Below are 23,135 nucleotides of genomic sequence, written 5' to 3' on the forward strand. Positions count from 1 at the left end.
CCCCCGACTGCATTCCTCGCCTCCCGAAGGACCTCGCCATGGAATCCAAAGTCAGCCGTCGCCTGACCGAAAAGGTCGCCGAGGAGGTCTGCGATCACATCTATGCGCCGCGCCTCGCCCGCGATTTCAAGAGCGTCTTCGGGCATATGAGCGACCTCAACCAGGCCCATGTGCTCATGCTCGCGCGCTGCGGGCTGATCTCGCCGCAGGCGGCCAAGGCGCTGGCAGGAGGCCTGCTGCGGATGGAGGCGGAGGGCCCCGACGTCGTCGAACTCGACCCGCAGCGGGAGGATTCCTACTTCAACTACGAGGCCCATCTCATCAAGCTGATCGGCACCGATGCCGGCGGCCGCATGCACATCGCCCGCAGCCGCAACGATCTCAGCGCCGGGCTCGACCGCATGCGGGCACGCGACCTGCTGCTCGATGCCAGCCAGGCGCTGCTCTCCGTCGAGGAGCACGCGCTCGACGGCGCCTTCCGCTTCCGCGAGGCGGTGATGCCGGGTTACACCCATCTCCAGCCGGCGCAGCCGGTGACCTATGGCTTCTTCCTGGCGGGCGTCGCGCAATCGCTGGAGCGCGATTTCGGCCGCCTCTCCGATGCCTGGGCTCGCACGAATATCAGCCCGCTCGGCGCCGGCGCGCTGGCCGGCACGACCTTCGCCATCGACCGCCACGCGATCGCGACCTCGCTCGGCTTCGATGGCCTCGTCGAGAACACGCTCGATGCGGTGGCGACGCGCGATTTCGGCCTGGAGATCCTGAACGGTCTCTCGCAGATCGCGATCGGCTGGAGCCGCGTCGCGCAGGACTATCATGTGCTGGTCTCACACGAGTTCCAGACGGTCGAGTTCCCCGACCGCGTCACCGGCACCTCCAGCATCATGCCTCAGAAGAAGAACCCCGTCGTTCTCGAACATCTCAAGGGCAAGGCGGGGCATCTGCTGGGCCTCTACGTCGCCTCGGCGACGGCGGTGAAGGGCACGCATTTCACCAACACGATCGACGCCAACCGCGAGGGCATGCGCGGCGTCTGGGAGGCGGGCGAGGAGGTGCTGCGCTGCCTCTCGCTGTTCGATCTGATCATTGCGACGGGGCGGCCCAACGCCGCCCTGATGAAGCGCCGTGTGACGGAGGATTTCGCCTCGGCCACCGATCTCGCCGACGTCCTGGTCCGGGACGCCGATCTCTCCTTCCGCGAGGCCCATCACATCGTCGGCGCCGTTGTGCGCGCGGCGATGGATGCCGGGCTCGCCGCCGACGGCATCACCACGCAGATGGTCGATGATGCCGCCCGCGACCAGCTCGGCCGGGCGATCGGGCTCGATGCCGATCTCGTCCGGCGCAGCCTCGATCCCACGGCCAGTGTCGCCAGCCGCACCCTGCCGGGCGGACCGGCTCCCGAGGCCGTGGCCCGCTCGGTCGAAGCCGCGCAGGCCCGGCTGGAAGCGCGGCACGCCGCGCTGGCCGACAAGCGCGGCCGCCTCCAGAAGGCGCGCGAGACGCTGAAGCGCGATCTGGCCGAGCTCGCCGCATGAGCGCAGAGCCCCTGATCAGCCTGCGCGGGATCGGCAAGCGCTTCGGCAGCCACCAGGCGCTGCGCGGCATCGATCTCGACGTCGCGCCCGGCAGCGTGCTCGTGCTGATCGGCCCCAGCGGTTCGGGCAAGAGCACGCTGATCCGCTGCATCAACGGGCTCGTCCGGCCCGACGAGGGCAGCCTGACGGTGGCCGGCAAGGCGGTCGACATCCACAAGGAGAGCGCCTGGCAGGTGCTTCGGACCGAGATCGGCATGGTCTTCCAGGATTATGCGCTGTTTCCGCATCTCACGGTCCTGCGCAACATGACCCTGACGCCGCAGCGCCGGCACAAGCTCCCGCGGGCCGAGGCCGAAGCGCAGGCGCGGGCGCTGCTGGCCAAGGTCGGCCTCGCCCACAAGGCGGACGATTACCCCTCCGCGCTGTCGGGCGGGCAGCAGCAGCGTGTCGCCATCGTGCGCGCCCTGGCCATGCAGCCCAAAGCCATCCTGTTCGACGAGCCGACCTCGGCGCTCGACCCGGAGACGATCACCGGCGTCCTCGACGTCATGCGCGCTCTCGCCCGGGAGGGCACGACCATGGTGGTCGTCACGCATGAGATGGGCTTCGCGCGCGAGGTCGCCGACCGCGTCGTCTTCATGGCCGACGGACAGATCGTCGAGCAGGGCCCGCCGGGGCCCTTCTTCGCGGCCCCCCGGCACGAGCGCACGCGCGCCTTCCTGTCCAATATCAGATCCTTCGGAGCGGCCGATCATGCCTGACGAAACCGCCGTTCTGGCGCCGAATTTCACCACCGATCCCTATTGGTGGGATGCCGCGCCCCCGGCGACGGCCCGCGAGGCGCTGCCGGAGACAACCGACGTTCTGGTGGTGGGCTCGGGCTATTGCGGGCTGTCGGCGGCGGCGGAACTGGCGCGCAACGGCGTCGACGTCACCGTCGTCGATGCCGAGGAACTCGGCGCCGGCGCCTCGACGCGCTCGGGCGGCATGGTCTCCAGCGGCCAGAAGCTCGTCATCGGCGGCGCGGTCAAGGGCGTCGATGCGGCGCGGATGGAGCGGCTGCTGGCGGATTCGATCTCGTCCTATGAGCATCTGAGGACGCTGATCGCCGAGAAGCAGCTCGATGCCGATCTCGGCGTCTTCGGGCGCTACTTCGGGGCGCATGTCCCGCGCCATTACGACCGCCTGCGGCGGCATGGCGAACTCCTCGCCAGGCACACGGGCGTGACGGTTCACGAGATCCCGAAATCGCGCCAGCACGAGGTCACCCAGACGGATTTCTACCATGGCGGCATCGTCATCGACGAGTATGGCGGCCTGCATCCGGGCAAGTATCACCGCGCGCTGCGGCGCCTCGCCACCGAGAGCGGGGCGAGGTTGCGCTCGCATGCGCCGGTGCTGAAAGTCGGGCCGCTCACGAACGGTTTCCACAGCGTCGAGACCGGCCGTGGTACGATCCGGGCGCGAAACGTCTTCTTCGGCACCAATGGCTACACCGGCCAGGGCAATCCCGATCTGCGCAAGCGCATCGTCGGCGTGCGCAGCTACCAGATCGCGACCGAGCCGCTGCCGCCGGAGCTGATGGCGCAGATCAACCCCGGCCGCCGCATGATCACCGACTCCAAGCGCGAGCTGGTCTATTCGCGCCCCTCGCCGGACGGGACGCGCGTGCTGTTCGGCTGCCGGCCGGGCCTGTTCGATCTGCCGGAGCGGGAGGCTGCGCCGCGCCTTCACGCGATGATGCTGAAGGTCTGGCCGCAACTCGCCGGCTACCGGGTGACCCATTGCTGGAGCGGCAAGGTCGGCATGACCGCCGACAAGATCGCCCATATGGGCCGCCGCGACGGCATCGACTTCGCTCTAGGCTGCAATGGCAACGGCGTCGCGCTGATGACCTATCTCGGGCACCAGTCGGCCCTGAAGCTGCTCGGGCACCAGAACCAGCCGAGCGCCTTCGACAGCCCGGCCTTTCCCGAGATTCCCGTGCCCTTCTATGACGGGCGGCCCTGGTTCCTGCCGATCGTCAGCGGCTGGTATCACCTCCAGGACGCGATCGATCGCCGCATGGCCCGGCTGTGAGGGGCGGGATGATGACGAAAGTCGCGATGATCTCCGGAGCCAGCCGCGGGATCGGGCGGGCGATCGCGGAGGAGCTGGGGCGTCAGGGCATCGCGCTCAGCCTCGCCATCCGCGATTCCGCCTTGGCGCCCGGAGAGGGGTTCGCACCGGCCGGGATGATGAGCTTCGCCTACCAGGCGACCGATCCCGGCTCCGAACGAGCCTGGGTCGAGGCGACGATGGCGCACTTCGGCCGCATCGACATCCTCGTCAACGCGGCCGGCATCCTGCGCAACGTCTCGCTGGCGGACGGTACCGAGGAGGACCTCGACGCGATGCTCGCGGTCAATCTCAAGGCGCCGTTCCGGTTGATCCAGGCCGCGTTGCCGCTTCTGCGGGCGAGCGGGCAGGGCCGGGTGGTCAATGTCGCCTCCCTCTCCGGCAAGCGCGTGCGCAACGGCAATGCCGGCTACCAGATGAGCAAGTTCGCGATGGTGGCGCTGTCGCATGCGGTGCGGCAGGCGGCCTTCGCCGATGGCGTGCGCTCGCTCGCGCTCTGTCCGGGCTATGTCGCGACCGACATGACGGCGCAGGCGCCGGTGCCGCAGGAGGAGATGACGCGCCCCGAGGATCTGGCAAGGCTCGTCGCCCTGATCGTCCAACTGCCGAACACGGCCTCGATCTCCGAACTGGCCGTCAACTGCGCCTATGAGGCGATGTTCTAGCCCGCGCCGAATTCGCTTCGTCCGTGACCCCGCGTCGGCGCGGCGCGCAACCAGCAGCACCGCGCCGGCACCTCCGGCCGAGCCGGCCCGGACGGGATCTCCCGTCCGACGCTCGATCGGCCCTCGCCCAGGCGGCCGCCGCCGCGGTTTCGGCACGCCTCGCGATCATCGCCAGGCACGGTCACGCCATCGCGGCAACGACGGCATCGACATCCGTGACCACGCAGACATTCTGCAGCGCGTAATTGACCGAGGCCGCGTGCCATTCGGCGTTCATGGTCGAGCAGGCATCCTCCGGCACCAGCATGAAATAGCCCTTGTCGGCGCCGCTGCGCGCCGTGTGCTCGATCGACATGTTGGTCCAGGCGCCGGTGACGATGACGACGTCGCGGCCCAGCGCCTTGAGCACGGTCTCCAGCCTCGTCCCCTCCCAGGCGCTCATGCGGCACTTCTCGACGACATGGTCGCCGGCCTGCGCCTCGAGCCCCGGCACGGGCGCGCAGCCCCAGGTCCCGCGCACCAGCGCCTTGGCGTCCGCCAGCCCCTCGAACAGTGGTGCGTTCATGGTGACGCCCGGCGCGCCGGGCTCGACCACGAACCAGACATGGATCACCGGGATGCCGCGGGCACGCGCCGCCTGCGCCAGACGGGCCGCATTGCCGATCGCGTTCTGCTGCCGGCAATGCTCCGGCGAACCGGACGACGCGAAGGCGCCGCCCTCCATCACGACGTCGTTCTGCATGTCCTGGATGATCAGTGCGCAACGCGCCGGGTCGAGCCGGTAGCCGGCCGCGGCCTTCTTCGCGCCGCTGGCGGCGACGGTCGCGGCGGGCTTGACGCCCGAGACCGGCTCGGCCTGGGAACTGCGGCCGCTCGGCCCGCCACCGGCCTTCATATAGGGCTCCATCCGCGGGCCGACCTTCGTCTCGACGGCATAGAGCGAATGCGTCGCGGTCAGGAACAGCGTGCGCCAGTCCGGCCCGCCCCAGCTCAGGTTGCCGACCAGTTCCGGCACGCGCAGCGTGCCGATCAGCTCGCCCTTGATGGTGTAGACCCAGACGCCGCCGGGTCCGCAGACCCAGAGGTTGCCCTGCGCGTCGCACTTCATGCCGTCGGGCACGCCTGGCTCGCTGGCCGAGACGATGCCGGAGGCGAAGATGCGCCCCGGTCCGAGCCGCCCGTCGGGCAGGATCGGGAAGACGCGGATGTTGTGCTGGACAGTGTCGTTGACGAAGAGCCGGTCTTCCGTCGGGCAGAAGCACAGGCCGTTGGGCTGGTCGAAGAGATAGCGGTCGACCAGGAGCTGCGGCTCGCCGCCGCCGGGCGGAATCCGATACACCCCCTGAAAGCCGAGCTGCCGGGGCCGCTCGACGCCGAAGACGGGCATGCGGCCATACCAGGGATCGGAGAAGTAGATCGACCCGTCGGACTTCACCACGACGTCGTTGGGGCTGTTGAGTTCCTGCCCCTCGAAATGCGAGGCCAGCACCTCGCGCCGGCCGTCCGGCCGCTCGCGGATCAGCGACGAGGTCGCGTGCTCGCAGACGATCAGGTTGAGGTCGGCATCATAGGTCATGCCGTTGCATTTGTTCGCCGGCCGCCTGACCTCGCGCACGCCAGCCTTGTCCCAGCGACGGCGGACGTCGCCAGGCATGTCGGAGAACAGCAGATGCTGATCGCGCGGATGCCAGACCGGCCCTTCGCAGAATTCGAAGCCGGTGCCGAGCTGGCGCACCGGCGCCCAGAGATCGACGAGGTCGGCGAAGGCCGGGCGGACGGCGACGTGCGTGGTCATGGCGGCAGGCCTTACGCCGCAAACCAGTGGCGCGGCGGCAGCGACTGCACGACCGGGCCGGGAACCGCCATGTCCATCCGGCCGACGACCTGACCGTGTGCGATCTTGGCCGGCTTGTCGTGGACCGGCAGCAGGAATTTGCCCGTCGAGAGCAGCTTCTTGATGGCCGCCTTTTCCTCGCGCTTGGAGACGCCGTGATTGCCGGTGGTGCGCGGCTCGTTGGCGCTGATCTCGTGGAAGGGCGTGACGATCTGGTCGTTGAAATCGTAGATCACGTCGCCGCAGATGATGGCGCGCCCCTCGATCGTGTCGACATGGACATTCATCGAGCCCTCGGTATGGGCGCCGGCGGCCTCGAGATAGCAGCCGGGGAAGAGCTCGATCATTCCCGACAGCTCCAGATCCTCGAAGCGCAGCGCATCGCGCGTGTGCAGCCGGTCGATCAGGTGCTTGATGTCGGGCGCCGGATATTGCGGATGCATCAGGCCCGAGACCGAGTATTCCAGTTCGCGCCGGTTGACGATCACCGTCGTGTTCATCGGGAAGAGCTCGTCCTTCCCGGCATGATCGATATGGAGATGGGTGTGCATCACGTAGCGCACATCGCCCATCCGCACGCCGTATTTGGCGAGCTGGTTCTCGATCATGTTCTCGTGGAACTGGAGCCCGCGCATGCCGAGCGTCTCCATGATCTGGTTGTGGCGGTAGCCCGTGTCGACCACCACCGGCCAGGGGCCGCCGAGGATCAGGAAGCCATAGGTCGGCACGCGCCGCGTGCGGCCGCAGTCGCGGCCGAGCACCAGGAAGCTCGATTCCAGCTCGATGTCGCCATAGTCGAGGATCTTGATTTCGAGCGCCATGGAGGTTCTCCGTCAGGGCTGGGCGAGGCGGTAGACCCGCCGCGCGGTGTGGCTGAAGACAGCGTCCGCCGCGCCTTCAGGCACGGCGGCGCGATGGGCGCCGATCAGCTCGGGATAGCTCGTCCAGAGCTTCTCGATCGGGAAGTTGGAGCCGAACAGGCAGCGCTCCGCGCCGAACAGCGCAAGCGTGTCCGCGACGACGAAGGCGATCTGCGCGGGATCGTTGCGGCGCTGGAATGTGCCGAGTCCCGAGAGCTTGCTGACGATGTTCGGCCGGGCGGCGAGGGCAGCCATGCCGTCGCGCCACTGCGCCACGCCGTCTGGCGAGACATCCTCGAGCATGCCGGCATGCTGGAGCACGAAGGTCACCTGCGGGCAGGCGGCGGCGAGTTCGGCCGCGCCTTCCATCTGCGGGGCGAAGACCTGCAGGTCGAAGCTGAAGCCGTAATCCGCCAGCCGGCCGACACTCGCCTGCAAGCGCGGGTCGCGGCAGAGATCGGCGCCGCTGGCGAAGCGATAGAGCGGGTTGTCATGCCAGTGCAGCTGCATCCGCACGCCGCGCACCCGCGGGTTCCGCGCCAGCGCATCGAGTTGCGGCCGGACGTCGTCTGCGAGCATGTCGGCATAGGCGACGATGGCGATCGGGAAGCCGGCGTCGTCGGAGGCCTGCGACACGAAGGCGACCTCGTCGAGATGACGCGCCGGCGCCCAGTTCGCCTGGACATAGACGGCTTGCGTCACCCCGCGGGGGCGACAATCCGCGAGGTACTCCGCAACCGGATAGTCACGCCGGATCGGCTCATAGGGGCCGAAGATGCGCGGCTGCATCGGGCCCAGCAGCCAGGGCAGATCGGCCTGGCGCCAGATATGGAAATGCGAGTCGACGATACCGGTCATGCTGCGGCCGAGCCTCCGAGCGAGAGGATGTGCCGGCAGATCCGCGCCGTGCTGCCGCCATGGCCGAGGCTGGCGAGCGCAGGCGCGATCAGGCGCAGCGCCTCGGTCTCGGGCCGGTAGCCGGGATCGGCGGCGAGCGGCGTCAGCCAGTCGATGCGATGGGCGCGGGCCGCCAGCCGCGCCACCGCCAACACGAGCGCGGCCGGGTCGCCGCGCTCCAGCCCGTCCGACAGCACGACGACGACAGCCCCGCGCGCATAGGACGCGAAGCGCGGCACGGCGAGGAAGGCCTGCAGCGCATCGCCGATGCGGGTGCCACCATCCCAGTCGGCGACGAGGCCCGCCGCCTCGGCAAGCGCCTGCTCGCGGCGCCGGCGGCGCAGCGCCCGCGTCACCCGCGTCAGCCGCGTGCCGAAGGTGAAGACCTCGACGCGCGGTGTCGCCTGCACGATCGCATGCGCCAAAGCGAGATTGGCGTCACTGCGCTGCTTCATCGAGCCGGAGACGTCGATCAGCAGCAGGATCGGCCGGGGGCGCGTGACGCGCCTGAGCTTCTTCAGGCTCATCACCTCGCCGTCATGCCGGATCGCGGCGCGCAGGCTTCGGGCGAGATCGACGCTTCCGCCCCGCCGGGCACCGCGATGGCGGTAGCCGCGGCGGCGGGGCAGGGCGGTCGGCAGCGCCCGGGCGAAGCGCCGCAGGGTCTCGCTCTCATCGAGCGGCTTGAGCGCCCGGACCGACAAGGCCTCCGCCCCCGTTGCGGCCTGACCGGTCTCGTTGACCTCCTCGCCGATCAGGATTTCGCGCGAGCCGGAATCCTCCTGCACCGCCATCTCCTCGTCGGGCGCGAAATCCTCGTCGCCGGGTTCCGCGATGGCGCCGAGGAAATGCAGGTCGAACAGCGCGTCGAACAGCGCGCGTTGCTCGGGATGGGGCGCGAGCGTCGCGACCGCCGCCTTGCGGATGTGCTCGATGCTGCGGGGCCCGAGCAGCTCGACCGCCATCAGGAAGCTCGTCGTCTGCTCGGGCGCGACCGAGAAGCCATGGCCGCGCAGGAGCGTCGGGAAGGCGACGAAGAGGCGTGCGGCGGCGGGGAGGGGGGCGATCATGAGGCGCCCCAGCCGTCATTGCGAGGAGCGCCAGCGACGAAGCAATCCAGGGGGGCGTCGAGCGCGGCCGCTTCTGGATTGCTTCGCTGCGCTCGCAATGACGATTGGATGCTCATGCCGCCAGCCCCGGAATGATCAGTGGCAGGCGGGGGCGCAGATGGACGAAATCCTCCTCGTCCTTGATCGCGGCGCCCAGCGACCGGCGGAAGGCCTCCGGCCAGGGCGCGCCGGCCCGGGCGAGCGCGGTGGCGGCCTCGGCCCAGTCGACGGCCTCGGCCACGCCCGGTGGCTTGGCCAGCGGCTCCTGGCGCAAAAGCCCGATGGCATGGACGACGGCACGTGCTGTGCCCTCGGCGACGGCCGAGGAGCGCATCATGATGATCTGCGCCTCCCGCTCGGGCTCGGGATAGGCGATGTAGTGGTAGACGCAGCGGCGCCGCAGCGCCTCGTGCAGCTCCCGCGTCCGGTTCGAGGTCAGCACCACGACCGGCCGCTCGGCGGCGCGCAAGGTGCCGCGCTCGGGGATCGAGATCGAGAAATCGGAGAGGAATTCGAGCAGGAAGGCCTCGAATTCATGGTCCGACCGATCGATTTCGTCGATCAACAGCACGGTCGACTCCGGCCGCCGCAGCGCCGTCAGCATCGGCCGCTCGATCAGGAAATCGTCGCGGTAGATGTCGAGCGTTTCCCCTTCGCGGGCTTGCCTGATGGCCAGCATCTGGCGCGGATAGTTCCACTCGTAGAGCGCAGCCGACGCGTCGATGCCCTCGAAGCATTGCAGCCGGATCAACTGGCGCCCCAGGATGCCGGCGATCGCCTTGGCGGCTTCGGTCTTGCCGACGCCGGGCGCGCCCTCGAGCAGCAGCGGCTTGCCGAGCGCCAGCGCGAGATAGCCGGCGGTGGCGATGCCGTCATCGGCGAGATACATCGCGCCCGTCAGGGCCCGGGCGAGGTCCTCGGGGCTCGAGATGCCGGCGACGGTTGTCCTCAGCGCCATGCAATCACCGCCAGTTCACGGGGCCGCCGCGGCGCGGGCCGGGCTTGACCCCGCCATTGGCCTTCAAGCCGCGCAGGATCTTCTCGGGCGTGATCGGTAGCTCGTCGACGCGCACGCCGACGGCATTGTAGACGGCGTTGGCAATCGCCGGCAGGACCGGATTGGCGCACATCTCGCCGGGCCCCTTGCCGCCATAGGGCCCGTCCGGCGCCGGGCGCTCCAGCACCGTGACATGGTAGGGCGCGATCTCGCCCGGCCCCGGCATCAGGTATTCGTTGAAGTCGCGCGGGCCATGGGCGGTGTCGGGATAATAGGGCTCGGGCGTCTCGTAGAGCGCATGGCTCATGCCCATCCAGGCGCCGCCGACCAGCTGCTGCTCGACCATGCGCGGATTGATCACCCGGCCGAGCTCATAGGCGCTGGTCATCCTGAGCACCTCGACCTCGCCGGTCTCGTCGTCGACAGTGACGTCCGCCACCAGGCAGGCATGGGCGAAAGCGGTGTTGGGGTTCATCTCGCCGGTTTCGGCATCGACGGCCGAGAGCGGGATCAGAAAGATGCCGCGCCCGGCGATGGTCTTGCCCTGCTTGAACTGCGCCGCCTGGGCGGTCGCCTTGACCGTGATCGAGCGCGAGGGCGCGCCCCGGACATGGATGTTGCCGCGCCCGTCGGTGACGAGGTCGCCGGCATCGACCTCGAGCTCCTCGGCCGCAGCCTCCAGCAGAACGCCGCGCGCCTCGCGCGCCGCGACGATGATGGCGTTGCCCATGCGGTGCGTGCCGCGCGAGGCAAACGAGCCCATGTCATGGGGACCGGTGTCGCTATCGGCGGTGTCGACATAGACGTCCTCGACGGGCACGCCGAGCGTTTCCGCCGCGATCTGCCGCGAGACCTGCTTCATGCCCTGGCCGAGATCGATCGCCGAGAGCGCGACGGTGAACTTGCCGTCCGGATTCGAGTGGATCAGCGCCTGGCTCGGATCCCCGCCGAGATTCATCCCGATCGGGTAGTTCACCGACGCCATGCCGCGACCTTCGTGACGGGCCATCTCAGCGCCTCCTGCCGAAGACGGATGAGAAGCGCACCGCGCCATGCTGGGTCTGGGCCGGCGCGGCCGGAGCGGGCGCAGGCGAAGGCGGCGTCGGGGGCGGCTGATAGGGTGGCGGCTGCTGGCCAGATACCGGCTGGTAGGGAGAGGGGGCCTGCGGCGGCGGATAGGCCGGCTGCGCTGCGTAGGACGGTGGCACGGCCGTCGCCGGACGCGCCGGCTCGTAGCGCGGCACCTGCGTCGGCGCGGCGCGACCGTCGCGCGCGCCCTCCATCACCGGCTGCTTGCTCAAGGCGATGCGGGAGGTGCCTGCCGGCAGGGTTTGCGTCGGGCCTGAGGTGCGGCTGTCGGGCCGGCCGATCTGGCCGCGTGCATCGAGCACGGTGGCGGGGATCTGGGCGCGCTCGCCGGCGCCGCCGCCGGTCAGGGACGACTGGCGCTGCGCCTGCTCGGAGATGGGCCAGTTCGCCTTCCCGGCCGCGACCTGGACACATTCGATCAGCGCCGTGTTCGAGGCCTTGCGCCGATGCGGCTTCATGTCCCCGTCGCGATAGGCGTTGAGGATCCGGAACTCCATCGGGTCCATGCCGGCGGCTTCGGCGAGCCGGTCCATCTGGACCTCCAGCGCGAAATCGACCGCCGTGATGCCGAAGCCGCGCATGGCGGTGGACGGGCAGCGGTTGGTGTAGGCGACATGGACGTCGGAGGCGACGTTGGGAATCCAGTACGGTCCCGGCAGATGCGCGGTGCATTTGATCGCGGCATAGCTGGAGAGCCGCGTATAGGCGCCTGCATCGAAATAGCTGCGGATGGAGCGGGCCACGATGCGCCCGTCGCGCATCAGCCCGTCCTTGATGTAGATGCGCTCGGCCCCGCGCGGCGAGCCGTAGAGCATCTCCTCCTCGCGATCGAGCACGAAGCGGACCGGGCGCCCCGTCACCATCGCGCCCAGCACGGCCAGAGGTTCGGTCAGCGAGTCGACCTTGCCGCCGAAGCCACCGCCGACCGTGCCGCCGATGAAATGCAGGCGGTTCGACTCGACCGCGACGATCTTCGCGGTGGTGCCGAGCGCGAAGAACAGACCCTGCGCGCAGGAGTGCACCACGAAGCGGCCGTTCTGCTCGGGCGCCGCGATCGAGCCGTTGGTCTCCGTCGGCGCATGCTCGATCGGCGACATCTGGTAGCGATGCTCCAGCACCATGTCGGCACCGGCAAAGGCGCGTTCGACATCGCCGAAGCGCAGCTTCTGGTGGTCGAAGCGCTCGTGATATTCGAAGTAATTGGCGGGATAGGTCTCGTTGACGACGGGCGCGCCGGGCTTCAGTGCCTCCTCGACATCGAAAACGGCGGGCATCGGCTCATAGTCGATGCGGACGAGTTTCTTCGCGGCCAGCGCCTGCGCCTCGCTCTCGGCGATGATCGCGACGACCGGCTCGCCGACATAGTGCACCTTGTCGACCGCCAGCGAAGGCTCGTCGTCCTTGCCGAAGCCGATCAGGCTCAGCAGCGTGTTCTTGTTCACCGGCACGTCGGCGGCGCGCAGCACGCGCTTGACGCCCGGCGCGCGCGCCGCGGCCGAGACGTCGATCGAGCGGATGCGGGCGCTGGCGTGGGGGCTGCGCACCACCTTGAGATGCAGCAGGCCGTCGAAGCCATGATCGTCGAAATAGCGCGTCAGCCCGGTGACATGGCCGGGCATGTCCTGACGCTGGATGCCCTTGCCGACGACGTTGAGATTGTCGTCGCGCTCATCGGCAAAGAGGTCCTTGCGCATTTCCAGCATGTCGGACTCCCTCAGGCGCGGCGAAGGCCGGGCGAACCGGCTGCGGCGAGGATGGCGGCGACGATCGGTTCATAGCCGGTGCAGCGGCAGATGTTGCCGCTGATGGCTTCGATGACCTCGTCGCGGGTGGGGGTGGGGTTCCGGTCGAGCAGGGCTCGCGCCGCCGTCAGCATGCCCGGCGTGCAGAACCCGCATTGCGCGGCGAAATGCTCCATGAACTGCACCTGCAGCGGGTGCAGATCGGGGCCATCAGCCATCCCCGACGCCGTCTCGACCTGCCGGCCCTCGCAGGCGACGGACAGCGTCAGGCAGGAGAGATGCGGCTCGCCGTCGATCAGCACAGTGCAGACGCCGCAGGCTCCCTGGCCGCAGCCATATTTCGGGGCGAAATCGCCCAGGCTCCGGCGCAGCGTGTTGAGCAGCGTCTCGGGCGCATCGACGAAGGCGGCGCGGTCGGTGCCGTTGAGGCGGAACTGGACGGGGATCTTGGCCATCGCGCGCTCCTCAGCGGGGCTCGCCGGCGAGCAGCCGGCCGAGATGGACGGGCAGCACCTCGCGGCGATACCACTCGCTGGCGATGGCGTCGGTCGCGGGACGGCAGCCTTCGAGCGCGGCCTGTTTGGCGGCGGCGATGGCCGCGGCATCGAGTGCCTTGCCCTCCAGCGCCCGCTCGACGCCTCGCGCGCGGATCGGTGTCGGCGCCATCGCGCCATAGGCCACCCGCGTCTGGCTCACCCGCCCGCCCGCCAGTGGCAGATGCGCGGCGATCGAGAGCACCGAAATCCCCTTGGGCTTCACCCGGCTGATCTTGCGGAAGTGGAAGTCGCCGGGGCTGGCCGGACGCGGGATCTGGATCGTGGCCACCAACGCCGTTCCCATCCTCTCCCGGGCGGACAGGAATTCCTCCAGCGGCGTCGCGCGCCCGCTGCCGAAACCCGACTGCACCACGACCTGGGCGTCGAGGGCGAGCAGTGCGACGGCGAAGTCGCCATAGGGGGCGCTCGCGAAGAGGTTTCCGCCAACGCTGGCCATATTGCGCACGGCCGGGCCGCCGATGGCGCGGGCCGGCGCGTGGAGGAAGGCGAGTTCACGCGTCGCCAAGATCTGCCCCATCGTGACACCCCCGCCCAGTTCGATCCGGCCGCCGCCAGCATCGATCCGCCGGAAGGCCGGGTCGGTGACGCGCAGCAGCGTGCCTTCCGTCAGCTTTCCCTCGTTGACATCGCGCATCACCAGCGTGCCGCCGCCGATCAGCACCGCCTGCCGGTCTCCGGACAGGATGCCGGCGGCCTCAGACAGGGTTGCGCAGCTTCTCACAGCGAGCATGTCAGACCGCCTCCCGTGCGAGTTCGGGCAGGCGGCGCACCGCCTCGATGCCGTTGGTGTAGACCTCGTCGCCGACGATGCGGGCGAGTTCGGCCTCGCGGCCGCGCGGCGTGGTGAACCGGCTCTCCCAGTGCCAGAAGGCGCGGTTGCCATCGGTCACCGGCAGCAGCCGGACATGGGCGACGTAGTTGAAGAGCGGGATCGGCGTGTCGAGCAGGCAGTAGCTGAAGGTCATTTCGAGGTCCGAGAGCGTGAGGAGCTGCTCGCGCAATTCGCTGCCGTCCTGCAGCCAGAACCGGCGCACGCAGCCGATCCTGTCGGACGGGTGGCCGCGCTCGATTTCGCTACGGGCGACGATCGGGTGCCAGCGGTCATGGCCGTTGAAGTCGCGCAGCACCGACCAGAGCAGGTCGACCGGCGCGTCGATGATCGTGCTGCGGACGACGTGAGGCATGCCTCATCCCCCGAATGCGCGCTTGAGGGCGTCGAAACCGCCCTGGAAGACGTTGGTGCCGATGCCCTCGATCAACTCCGCCTCGCGCTCCGGCGCGCAGTCGAAATCGGCCGACCATTCGATGAAGGTGCGCTCCTGGTCGGTGATCGGCGTCAGCCGCAGCGTCGCGACGTAGTTCGTCAGCGGCATCGGCGAATCCAGGATCGAGTAGGTGCAGAACATGTCGTAGTCGGAGAGCCCGAGCAGCTGCTCGCGCAGCCGGTCGCCGCTGCGCAGCGAGAAGGCGCGGATGCAGCCGACCTTGTCGGCGGGCTCGCCATTCTCGATCCGGCTTTCGGCGATGCGCGGATGCCAGTTCGGCAGGCCGTTAAAATCGCGCACGCGGGCCCAGACCTTGGCGGCGGGGGCGGAGATGACGCTGGAGACGTAGACGCGGGCCATGATGCTGCAGCCTCAGGAGGTCTTGCCGGGGCCGGCTTCGGGGGCAGGGCCCTCGCCGCCGGTCGTAGGCTCGCTCTTGGCATCGCCGCCGCCCTTCGGCCTGGCCGGCTGCGCATCCTTGGCGACGCGCTGCATGTCGGACGCTTCGCGCATCAGACCGCCCATCTTGGCGAGGTTGCCGCCCTCGATGCCGATCTCCTTCAGCACCTGGTCGATCATGGGCGCCTGGACGCGGTAGCGCAGTGCCGACTCGATGACCTCGTCGGTGGGCGAGCGCGCCGCACCGCCGGCCCCGCCCGAGCCGCCGCCACCGGCGAGTCCGTCGACATGGAGGATGCGGATGCCCTCGATCTTCTCCATCGGCTTGACGCTCTCGCGCACGATGCCCTCGATCTTGTCGAGCAGGCGGCGCCGGAACAGCCCGTAGCGGGCGCCGTCGCTGAGCACGTTTTCGGCCTCGTAGAGCAGCTTCTGGGCCTCGGCCTCGACGGCGCGGCGGACCTTGTCGGCGGCGGCGGCGATGTTGGATTCCTCCGCCGCCTTCTCGGCGAGCAGGACCTCGACGGTCTTGCGCCGTTTCGCACCTTCGCTCTCGCGGATCGTCTTGACCTGTTCCTCGGCCTCGACCGCCTTGGCGCGGGCGCTCTCGGCATTGGCCTGGGCGGCGGATTCCTCAAGCGACTTGGTGTAGAGCGCGATCGCCTTGTCCATGGCGGCCGCCTCGACGTCGCGCTCCCTCGCGATCTCCAGCTTGCGCAGCTCGCGCTGGCGCCCGACCCGGGCCTCGTCGAGCCCGCGATCCGACGAGATGCGGGCGCGCTCGACCTCCTCGTTCGAGGCGATCTGCGCCTCCTGCAGCGCCTGAGTCCGGGCGATCTCGAGCTGCTCCAGCGCGCGCCGGCGCTCGATCCGGGCGGCCTCCAGCGCCTGTTCGCGGACGATGTCGACGGATTCGACCTGCTGCTTGGCGGCGATCTCGGCCTGGCGCAGCGCGCTGTCGGCGTCGGTGCGCTCGACCCTCTTGGCGGCGAGCACGATGGCGCGGTCTTCCTCCGCCACCTCGACCGCCTTCTTCTGGGCGATCTGCAGCATCTCGCGGGACTTCGCCGCGTCGATGCGCTCTTCGTCCAGACCGAGTTCCGTGGCGATGCGCCGGCGCTCGACGGTGTCGCGGCGCTTCAGCTCGGCGGTGTCGAGATCGGCGTTGCGGCGGATCTCCAGCTCCTTCGTGGCGAGTTCCGCCGCGATCCGTTCGGCAGCGACGACCTTCTCCTGGGCGATGCGCGCGGCTTCCGTCGCCTCGCGCGCGGCGATCTCGGCGGTGTCGATCGCCTGGTTGCGGGCGATCTCGAGATTGCGGACCTCCTCGTCGCGGCGGATGCGCTCGCTGGCGACGGTCCGCTCCTGGCTGATGCGCGCCTTCTCGACGCTCTCGCGCGCCGCGATCTCGGCCGCCTCGATCGTCTCGGTCTGCTCGATCTCGAGCAGGCGCTTGCGCTGCTCCAGCGCGATGCGCTCGGCCGTCAGCACGTTTTCCTGGGCGATGCGGGCCTTCTCGACCGCCTCGCGGGCTGCGATCTCGGCCTCGTCGAGGGCGCGGTTGCGCGCGATGCCGAGTGCGCGGACGCGCTCCTCCTGGCCGATGCGGGCGGTGTCGACCGCTTCGCGCGCGGCGATGTCCTCCTGGTCGAGCACGCGGGTGCGCTCGATCTCGCGGTTGCGGATCTCCTGCTCGCGGATGATGCGCTCGGCACTGATCGCGGTTTCCTGCAGGATGCGCGCCTTCTCGGTCGCCTCCCGTGCCGCGATCTCGGCGGCTTCAAGCGTCTGTGCGCGCTCGATTTCCTTCTGGCGGATGTCGCGCTCGGAGGCGATGCGGGCCGCGCTGATCGCCTGCTCATTGGCGATGCGGGCCTTCTCGATCAGCTCGCGCGAGCTGATCTCGGCCTCCTCGACGGCCTGCGTGCGCGCGATCTCCTGCTGGCGGATATCGCGCTCGGAGGCGATGCGCGCCTCGCTGATCGCGCGCTCGTTGGAGATGCGCGACTTCTCGATCTCCTCGCGGGAGAGGATCTGCGCCTGCTCGGCTTCCGTATCGCGGGCCGCGCGCTCGCGGGCGATTTCGGCCCGCTGCACGGCGCGCTTGATCTCGATCTCGCGCTGCTGCTCGAGCCGCGCTGCCTCGCTGTCGCGCTCGATGTCGAGCGCCTGGCGCTCCGCTTCGAGGTTGCGGGTGCGGATGCGGATCATCGAATCCTGCTCGATGTCGTTGCGCAGCTTCCGCTTGTCCTCGATCTCCTCGATGATCCGCGTCAGGCCGGCGGCGTCGAAGCGGTTGGAAGGGTTGAAATACTGCAGGTCGGTCTGGTCGAGGTCGGTGAGCGCCACCGATTCCAGCAGCAGGCCGTTCTGGTCGAGCGCCTCGGCCGCGGCCTCCTTGACGCGCTGGACATACATCCCGCGCTGCTCGTGCATCTCCTCCATCGTCATCTCGGAGGCGACGGTGCGCAGCGCCGAGATGAACTTGCCCGACAGCAGGGCGTGGAGCTGGTCGGGCTGGAGCGTGCGGCGGCCCAGCGTTGCGGCGGCAATCGAGACCGAATCCCGCTCCGGCTTCACCCGGACATAGAACTCTGCGTCGATGTCGACGCGCATCCGGTCGCGGGTGATCAGCGCGTCGTTGCTGGCGCGCGTCACGGCGAGCTGCAGCACGTTCATGTTGACGGGCGTGACGTCGTGGATGATCGGCAGCACGAAGGCGCCGCCATTGATTACCACCCGTTCGCCGAACAGGCCGGTGCGGACGAAGGACACCTCCTTCGACGAGCGCCGATACAGCCAGTTCACCAGATAGACGACAATGGCGATGATGATCACCGCCACGATCAGCCAGAGGATCAGCGATCCGATCAGCTGTCCCGTCATGTCCTCATCCTCCCACCCGTGGCCCGGGTCATTTCGCCTTGCCCGCCTTGCCGGCGGGCTTTTTGTTCGTGAGATCGCGCCCGATGCGCTTGAAGGCGCGCGTCTGGTCGCGGATCGCGACCTCGACCGGCAGCCGCTCCATCGAGGAGGCGCCGTAGAAGCCGTGGCAGTGCTTGGTGTGCTTCATGATGAAGTCGGCATCCGCCGGCTCGGCGACCGGGCCGCCATGCACGAGGATGAGCGCGTCCTTCTTCACCGCGAGGGCAGCGGCAGCCCAGGCGTCGACCAGCGCCGGGCAGTCTGCGAGCTTGAGCGCCGTCTCGGCGCCGATCGCCCCGCCGGTCGTCAGCCCGAGATGGCAGACGATGATGTCGGCGCCCGCTGTCGCCATGGCGCGCGCATCGGCCTCGCAGAAGACGTAAGGCGTCGTCAGCAGGCCCTTGGCGTTGGCGAGACGGATCATCTCGACCTCGAGACCGTAGCCCATGCCGGTCTCTTCGAGGTTCTTGCGGAAGACGCCGTCGATCAGCCCGACGGTCGGGAAGTTCTGCACCCCGGCGAAGCCGATCCGCGCGACCTCGTCGAGGAAGACGTCCATCCGCCGGAACGGGTCGGTGCCGCAGACGCCGGCGATCACGGGGGTGGTCTTCACCACGGGCAGCACCTCGGCCGCCATCTCCATGACGATGGCATTGGCGTCGCCATAGGGCATCATGCCTGACAGCGAGCCGCGGCCGGCCATGCGGTACCGGCCGGAATTGTAGATGACGATGAGGTCGATCCCGCCGGCCTCTTCGCATTTGGCCGATAGCCCGGTGCCGGCGCCGCCGCCGACGATCGGCTCGCCGGCCTTCACCATCGCCCGGAAGCGCTTCAGCAGGGCCGTCTTGTCGAGGGCGGTCATGGGCGGTCCTCGAAGTCGAAGCCGCCGCCGAACGCCGTCATTGCGAGCGCAGCGAAGCAATCCAGGAGGAGGTAGGGCGCTGCCGCCCCTGGATTGCTTCGTCGCTGCGCTCCTCGCAATGACGGTGAGGCGATCATCGTCGAGTTCATGCCCTGCCTCCACTTGCCCGCTCGCGCCGGCGCCCGGCGTGCAGGGCCCTGAACTCCCGCACCAAAGCGGCGGCGAAGGCCGGGTCGTTGATGTGATGCGGGCAGCGGATCAGCTGCCGCGTCGGCGTCTGCCGCACGGTCTGCTCCAGCGCCTGGAACAGGGCGGCGTCGGCGGCGGGATCGTGGAAAGGCTGGCCGGGCGCATCGAGCGCCGACACGCCGCGCTCGGGCAGGAGGAAGCGCACCGGCCCCTCCATCAGGTTCAGCCGCTCGCCGATCCAGCGCCCCATCCGGGCGTTCTCCTCGGCGGTCGTGCGCATCAGCGTGATCTGCGGATTGTGCGGATAGAGATTGCGACCCCGGTACCGCTCCGGAACCGTCTCGGGGGCGAAGAAATTGACCATGTCGAGCGCGCCGACCGAGCCGACATAGGGAATGCGCGTGCGGATGATCGCCCCGAAGCGGTCTTCCGTCGCCGGCAGGAAGCCGCCCATCATCATGTCGCAGATTTCGGTGGTGGAGACGTCGATGACGGCCCCGACCAGCCCGGACTCGACCAGCTTCTCCAGCGCCCGCCCGCCCGTGCCGGTGGCGTGGAAGACGAGCGGCTCCCAGTCGGCCTCCAGCAGCCGCGAGACCTGCTGCACGCAGGGCGTGGTGACACCAAACATGGTGAGGCCGACGAGCGGCTTCTCGGGCTCGGCGCGCCGCGTCGTCGCCGGTCTGGTCAATTCGGCCAGCCGCGCCTTGGCCATGGCGGCCATCGCCCGCGCCCCGTTTCCGAGCACGAGCCGCGAGACCCGGTTGATCCCCTGCACATCGGTGACGGCATGCATCATGGTGATGTCGGCGGCGCCGACATAAGCCGCGACATCGCCCGACGCCATGGTCGAGATCATCAGCTTCGGCAGCCCGATCGGCAGGGCCTGCATGGCGGGCGTCACCATGGCGGTCGCCCCCGAGCCGCCGGCCGAGATCACGCCGAGAACGCCCTGCTGGCGCGGGAGCCAGGCCTTGAACGCCTCCGTCATCGCCGCCACGGCCGCGCCGCGGTCACCCGACGCGATGCCGGCCGAGCCGCGCGGATGGGCGAGCGCGATCTCCTGCGGGCTGACGTCGCCGCCGGCACTGCGGCCCGAGGTCGAGATATCGACGAGCCGTGCCCGTACCCCGTCCGCCTGGACGAGATCGCGGATGAAGCGCAGTTCCTCGCCCTTGGTGTCGAGCGTGCCGACGACGACGACATGCGGCTCGCCGCTGCCCGAGGGCGCATGGCGCCGGCCGTCCGCGACCCGGGTGCCGTCGCGCGTCGCCAGCGTCGGGCGCGAGATCGTCCGTGCCTGCGCCTCGATCCGCGCCGCCGGGACGGGCTGCGACCAGCGCGTCGGGATCACCGGATTGGCGTTGTAGACCCGCATCGGGCCGCTCGGCGGGGCAGGGGCGCGGGCCGCCCCGCTCTCGGACGACTCCGCTGTGTCGGGCGCGCTGTCGGTTTCGTCGTGGCTGTGCCGGCCGACGCCGAGCAGGCGCTGCTGCAGGTCGCGATCGCCGGCCAGAGTCGCGGAGGCGATGATGCGGTTGATCCGGCCATTGACCATGATGGCGACCGGGTCCGACATCTCGGTGGCGACGCCGATGTTCTGCTCGATGACGAGGATCGCGACGTCGCCCTGCTCGGCGAGGCGCACCAGCATCTCCTCGACATGGGCGACGATGACGGGCGCGAGCCCTTCCGTCGGCTCGTCCATGATCAGCAGGCGGGGATTCATCAGCAGGGCGCGGCTGATCGCCAGCATCTGCTGCTCGCCGCCCGAGAGCTGGGCGCCGCCATTGTTGCGGCGCTCCGCCAGCCGCGGGAAGGCCTCGTAGATCCGCTCCGGCGTCCAGGCCCCGCGCTTGGAGCGCTGCATCAGCCGCAGATGCTCGTCGACCGTGAGCGAGCGCCAGAGCCGGCGCCCCTGCGGCACATAGCCGATGCCGAGCCGCGCGATCTCGGCCGGGCTGCGCCCCGCGATCTCCTCGCCGAAGAAGCGGATCGAGCCCGAGCTGACCGGCACCAGCCCCATGATCGCCTTGCACATGGTCGTCTTGCCCATGCCGTTGCGGCCGACCACCGAGAGCACGCCGCTCTGGAGCGTGAGGTCGACGCCCTGAAGCGCATGGGAGCGCCCATAGAAGACGTTGAGGCCGGCGATCTGCAGGATCGGCACGCCGACGCCGGGCGGGGCCTTGAGGCGCTCAGCCATGCCCGCCTCCGCCGTGACCGCCGCCGAGATAGAGTTCCTGGACTTCCGGGTCGCTCTCGATCTCCTGCGGCGCGCCTTCCTTGAAGATGCGGCCGTTGTGCATCATCGTCACGCTCTCGACGACGCGCAGCGCCACGTCCATGTCGTGCTCGATGATGATGTAGCCGATGTGGCTCGGCAGCGAGGTCAGGATGTGGACGAGGTCGCGCCGCTCGGTCGGCGACAGCCCCGCCGCCGGCTCGTCGAACAGGATGAAGCGCGGCGCGCCCGACAAGGCGAGCGCGATCTCGAGCTGGCGCTGCTGGCCATAGGCGAGCTCGCCGACCAGCCTGTCCTTGACGGCCGAGAGATGCACCGCCTCGACCAGCGTCTCGGCTGCATGGACCAGCGCGTCGTCCCGGCGCGGGCGCAGCAGCGAGAACCGGTTCCGCGAGACGCCCCGGCAGGCGAGATAGACGTTGTCGAGCACCGAAAGCCCGGTGAACAGCGACGAGATCTGGTAGGTCCGGCGCAGGCCCCGCCTGATCCGCTCCTGCGGCGGAAAGGCGGTGACGTCCTCGCCGAAGAAGCGGATCACGCCCGAACTCGGCGCGAAATCGCCGGTGACGCAGTTGAACAGCGTCGTCTTTCCCGCCCCGTTCGAGCCCAGCACGGCGCGCCGCTCGCCGGGCTTCACCGAGAGCGTGATGTCGGTCAGCGCCGCCAGCGCGCCAAATAGCCGCGAGACCCCGCGCAGTTCGAGCGCATTGGCGGAGCCCGCCGCCGTCAGCCGCTCGCGGGAGACGACCGCGCTCATGGCGCGCCTCCGCCGGATCCCATCTGGCTGTCGCGGGCGTCGCGGCCACGGCGATAGCGCTCGCGCAGCCGCTGGAAGATGCCGATCAGCCCGTCGGGCGAGAACAGCACGATCACGAGGAAGCCGAGCCCGATCAGCAGCTGGTAGCGCCGCCCGTCGAGGCCGACACCCTCGAGCACGTCGAGCGCGAAGGTGCGCAGCAGCACATAGACGAGCGCGCCGATGAAGGGGCCGATCGGGCGGCTCAGGCCGCCGACCACCGCGATGATCAGCATGTCGACGACGGGCCCGACGCCGGCCGTGCCGGGCGAGATCTGGCGCTGGTACCAGACCAGCAGCACCCCGGCGCAAGCCGCGATCAGCGAGGCGAAGGTATAGGCGGCGATGCGGTGTGCGACGACGTCGAAGCCGAGCGCCGCCATGCGGCGGGGGTTGTCGCGCGTGCCCTGCAAGGCGAGCCCGAAGGGCGCCCGCGAGACATAGATCACCACGCCATAGGCCAGCGCCGCACAGGCCAGCGTCAGGTAGTAGAAGGGCAGGCTCTGGCCCCAGTCGATGCCGAGGAAGACCGGCGGCAGGATGCCGTTGAAGCCACTGAAGCCGTTGAAGATCGTGTAGTTCTGCAGCGTCAGGTAATAGAAGGCCGAGGCGATCGCGAGCGTGATCATGATCGTGTAGATGCCCTCGGTGCGCACCGAGAGCGCCCCGCTCAGCGTGCCGAACAGCGTCGCGACCAGGATCGCGACCGGCACCGCCGTCCACCACGGCCAGTTCAGGCTGATCTGGGTGATGGCGCTGCCGCCGAGGATCGCCACGAGATAGCCGGCAAAGCCCGCCACCGTCATCTGGATCAGGCTGACGATGCCGCCATAGCCGGCCAGGAACATCAGGCTGAGCGCAACCATGCCCAGGATCATCGCATAGGCGATGATCTGGACGAGCCAGAACGGGCTGGCGATGGCGGGCATGGCGAGCAACAGGGCGGCCACGATCCAGAAGGCGGTGCCCCGCCGGGCAACCCAGTCCCCGAAGCCCTCCTGGGGACGGGCGCGCTGCTCCAGATCGAGGTCGGCGATGGCCATCG

21 protein-coding genes are annotated in these 23,135 nt (G+C 69.4%); 4 read left to right on the top strand and 17 right to left on the bottom strand.

The genetic code is table 11. From position 1 onward, the window contains the following. The first annotated feature begins 38 nt into the window (after nt 1–38). Genes argH through BSY19_RS15505 form a run of 4 tightly spaced genes read left to right on the top strand, consistent with a single transcriptional unit; the run spans nt 39 to nt 4,321 of the window. Nucleotides 39–1,538, top strand: a complete 1,500-nt coding sequence (gene argH, locus BSY19_RS15490; RefSeq protein ID WP_069054927.1) for an argininosuccinate lyase — start codon at nt 39–41, stop codon at nt 1,536–1,538. Then, a complete protein-coding gene (locus BSY19_RS15495; protein ID WP_069054928.1) occupies nt 1,535–2,299 on the top strand; it encodes an amino acid ABC transporter ATP-binding protein in 765 nt (254 codons plus the stop codon). Before argH ends, BSY19_RS15495 begins: the two co-directional genes overlap by 4 nt. Continuing rightward, complete coding sequence (locus tag BSY19_RS15500) at nt 2,292–3,617, top strand: NAD(P)/FAD-dependent oxidoreductase (protein ID WP_069054929.1); 1,326 nt, start codon at nt 2,292–2,294, stop codon at nt 3,615–3,617. The genes BSY19_RS15495 and BSY19_RS15500 overlap by 8 nt, the downstream gene beginning before the upstream one ends. Nucleotides 3,618–3,625: 8 nt before the next feature. After that, nucleotides 3,626–4,321: an SDR family NAD(P)-dependent oxidoreductase gene (locus tag BSY19_RS15505; RefSeq protein WP_335622301.1), complete on the top strand. Its 696-nt coding sequence runs from the start codon at nt 3,626–3,628 to the stop codon at nt 4,319–4,321. 181 nt (nt 4,322–4,502) lie between these two features. Here BSY19_RS15505 and BSY19_RS15510 read toward each other — a convergent pair whose 3' ends face one another. From BSY19_RS15510 to BSY19_RS15585, 17 genes are all read right to left on the bottom strand, one after another. Next, on the bottom strand, nt 4,503–6,116 hold the full coding sequence (locus BSY19_RS15510) for an isochorismatase family protein (protein WP_069054930.1): 1,614 nt from the start codon (nt 6,114–6,116) through the stop codon (nt 4,503–4,505). Between the two features lie 11 nt (nt 6,117–6,127). Next, nucleotides 6,128–6,976 carry an MBL fold metallo-hydrolase gene (locus tag BSY19_RS15515; RefSeq protein WP_069054931.1) on the bottom strand — a complete coding sequence of 283 codons (849 nt, stop codon included), beginning with the start codon at nt 6,974–6,976 and terminating at the stop codon, nt 6,128–6,130. A gap of 12 nt (nt 6,977–6,988) precedes the next feature. Beyond that, the gene (locus tag BSY19_RS15520) at nt 6,989–7,873 is read right to left on the bottom strand and encodes an amidohydrolase family protein (RefSeq protein WP_069054932.1); all 885 of its coding nucleotides are present in this window, start codon (nt 7,871–7,873) and stop codon (nt 6,989–6,991) included. Continuing rightward, entirely contained in the window at nt 7,870–8,982 is a 1,113-nt protein-coding gene (locus BSY19_RS15525) for a vWA domain-containing protein (protein ID WP_069054933.1), read from the bottom strand. The genes BSY19_RS15520 and BSY19_RS15525 overlap by 4 nt, the downstream gene beginning before the upstream one ends. Before the next feature lie 112 nt (nt 8,983–9,094). After that, nucleotides 9,095–9,979 carry an AAA family ATPase gene (locus BSY19_RS15530; protein ID WP_069054934.1) on the bottom strand — a complete coding sequence of 295 codons (885 nt, stop codon included), beginning with the start codon at nt 9,977–9,979 and terminating at the stop codon, nt 9,095–9,097. Nucleotides 9,980–9,983: 4 nt separating this feature from the next. After that, complete coding sequence (locus BSY19_RS15535) at nt 9,984–11,027, bottom strand: xanthine dehydrogenase family protein molybdopterin-binding subunit (protein ID WP_069054935.1); 1,044 nt, start codon at nt 11,025–11,027, stop codon at nt 9,984–9,986. 1 nt (nt 11,028) lies between these two features. Then, nucleotides 11,029–12,810 carry a xanthine dehydrogenase family protein molybdopterin-binding subunit gene (locus BSY19_RS15540; RefSeq protein WP_083247637.1) on the bottom strand — a complete coding sequence of 594 codons (1,782 nt, stop codon included), beginning with the start codon at nt 12,808–12,810 and terminating at the stop codon, nt 11,029–11,031. Between the two features lie 11 nt (nt 12,811–12,821). Beyond that, nucleotides 12,822–13,304 carry a (2Fe-2S)-binding protein gene (locus BSY19_RS15545; RefSeq protein WP_069054936.1) on the bottom strand — a complete coding sequence of 161 codons (483 nt, stop codon included), beginning with the start codon at nt 13,302–13,304 and terminating at the stop codon, nt 12,822–12,824. Nucleotides 13,305–13,314: 10 nt separating this feature from the next. Continuing rightward, nucleotides 13,315–14,136, bottom strand: a complete 822-nt coding sequence (locus BSY19_RS15550; RefSeq protein WP_069054937.1) for an FAD binding domain-containing protein — start codon at nt 14,134–14,136, stop codon at nt 13,315–13,317. Nucleotide 14,137: 1 nt separating this feature from the next. Continuing rightward, the gene (locus BSY19_RS15555; protein ID WP_069054938.1) at nt 14,138–14,590 is read right to left on the bottom strand and encodes an SRPBCC family protein; all 453 of its coding nucleotides are present in this window, start codon (nt 14,588–14,590) and stop codon (nt 14,138–14,140) included. 3 nt (nt 14,591–14,593) lie between these two features. Beyond that, nucleotides 14,594–15,031, bottom strand: coding sequence for an SRPBCC family protein (locus BSY19_RS15560; protein WP_069054939.1), 438 nt, complete (start codon nt 15,029–15,031; stop codon nt 14,594–14,596). 12 nt (nt 15,032–15,043) lie between these two features. Beyond that, nucleotides 15,044–17,956, bottom strand: coding sequence for a flotillin family protein (locus tag BSY19_RS15565; protein WP_069054940.1), 2,913 nt, complete (start codon nt 17,954–17,956; stop codon nt 15,044–15,046). Nucleotides 17,957–17,984: 28 nt separating this feature from the next. After that, complete coding sequence (locus tag BSY19_RS15570) at nt 17,985–18,860, bottom strand: phosphoenolpyruvate hydrolase family protein (RefSeq protein ID WP_069054941.1); 876 nt, start codon at nt 18,858–18,860, stop codon at nt 17,985–17,987. After that, entirely contained in the window at nt 18,857–19,009 is a 153-nt protein-coding gene (locus BSY19_RS27980) for a hypothetical protein (protein ID WP_171905152.1), read from the bottom strand. Before BSY19_RS27980 ends, BSY19_RS15570 begins: the two co-directional genes overlap by 4 nt. Continuing rightward, nucleotides 19,006–21,255 carry an ABC transporter permease gene (locus BSY19_RS15575; RefSeq protein WP_069054942.1) on the bottom strand — a complete coding sequence of 750 codons (2,250 nt, stop codon included), beginning with the start codon at nt 21,253–21,255 and terminating at the stop codon, nt 19,006–19,008. Before BSY19_RS15575 ends, BSY19_RS27980 begins: the two co-directional genes overlap by 4 nt. Continuing rightward, complete coding sequence (locus BSY19_RS15580; RefSeq protein ID WP_069054943.1) at nt 21,248–22,051, bottom strand: ABC transporter ATP-binding protein; 804 nt, start codon at nt 22,049–22,051, stop codon at nt 21,248–21,250. Before BSY19_RS15580 ends, BSY19_RS15575 begins: the two co-directional genes overlap by 8 nt. Further along, entirely contained in the window at nt 22,048–23,133 is a 1,086-nt protein-coding gene (locus tag BSY19_RS15585) for a branched-chain amino acid ABC transporter permease (RefSeq protein ID WP_069054944.1), read from the bottom strand. The genes BSY19_RS15580 and BSY19_RS15585 overlap by 4 nt, the downstream gene beginning before the upstream one ends. Between the last annotated feature and the right edge of the window lie 2 nt (nt 23,134–23,135).

The organism is Bosea sp. RAC05 (genome assembly GCF_001713455.1).
GTDB lineage: Bacteria > Pseudomonadota > Alphaproteobacteria > Rhizobiales > Beijerinckiaceae > Allobosea.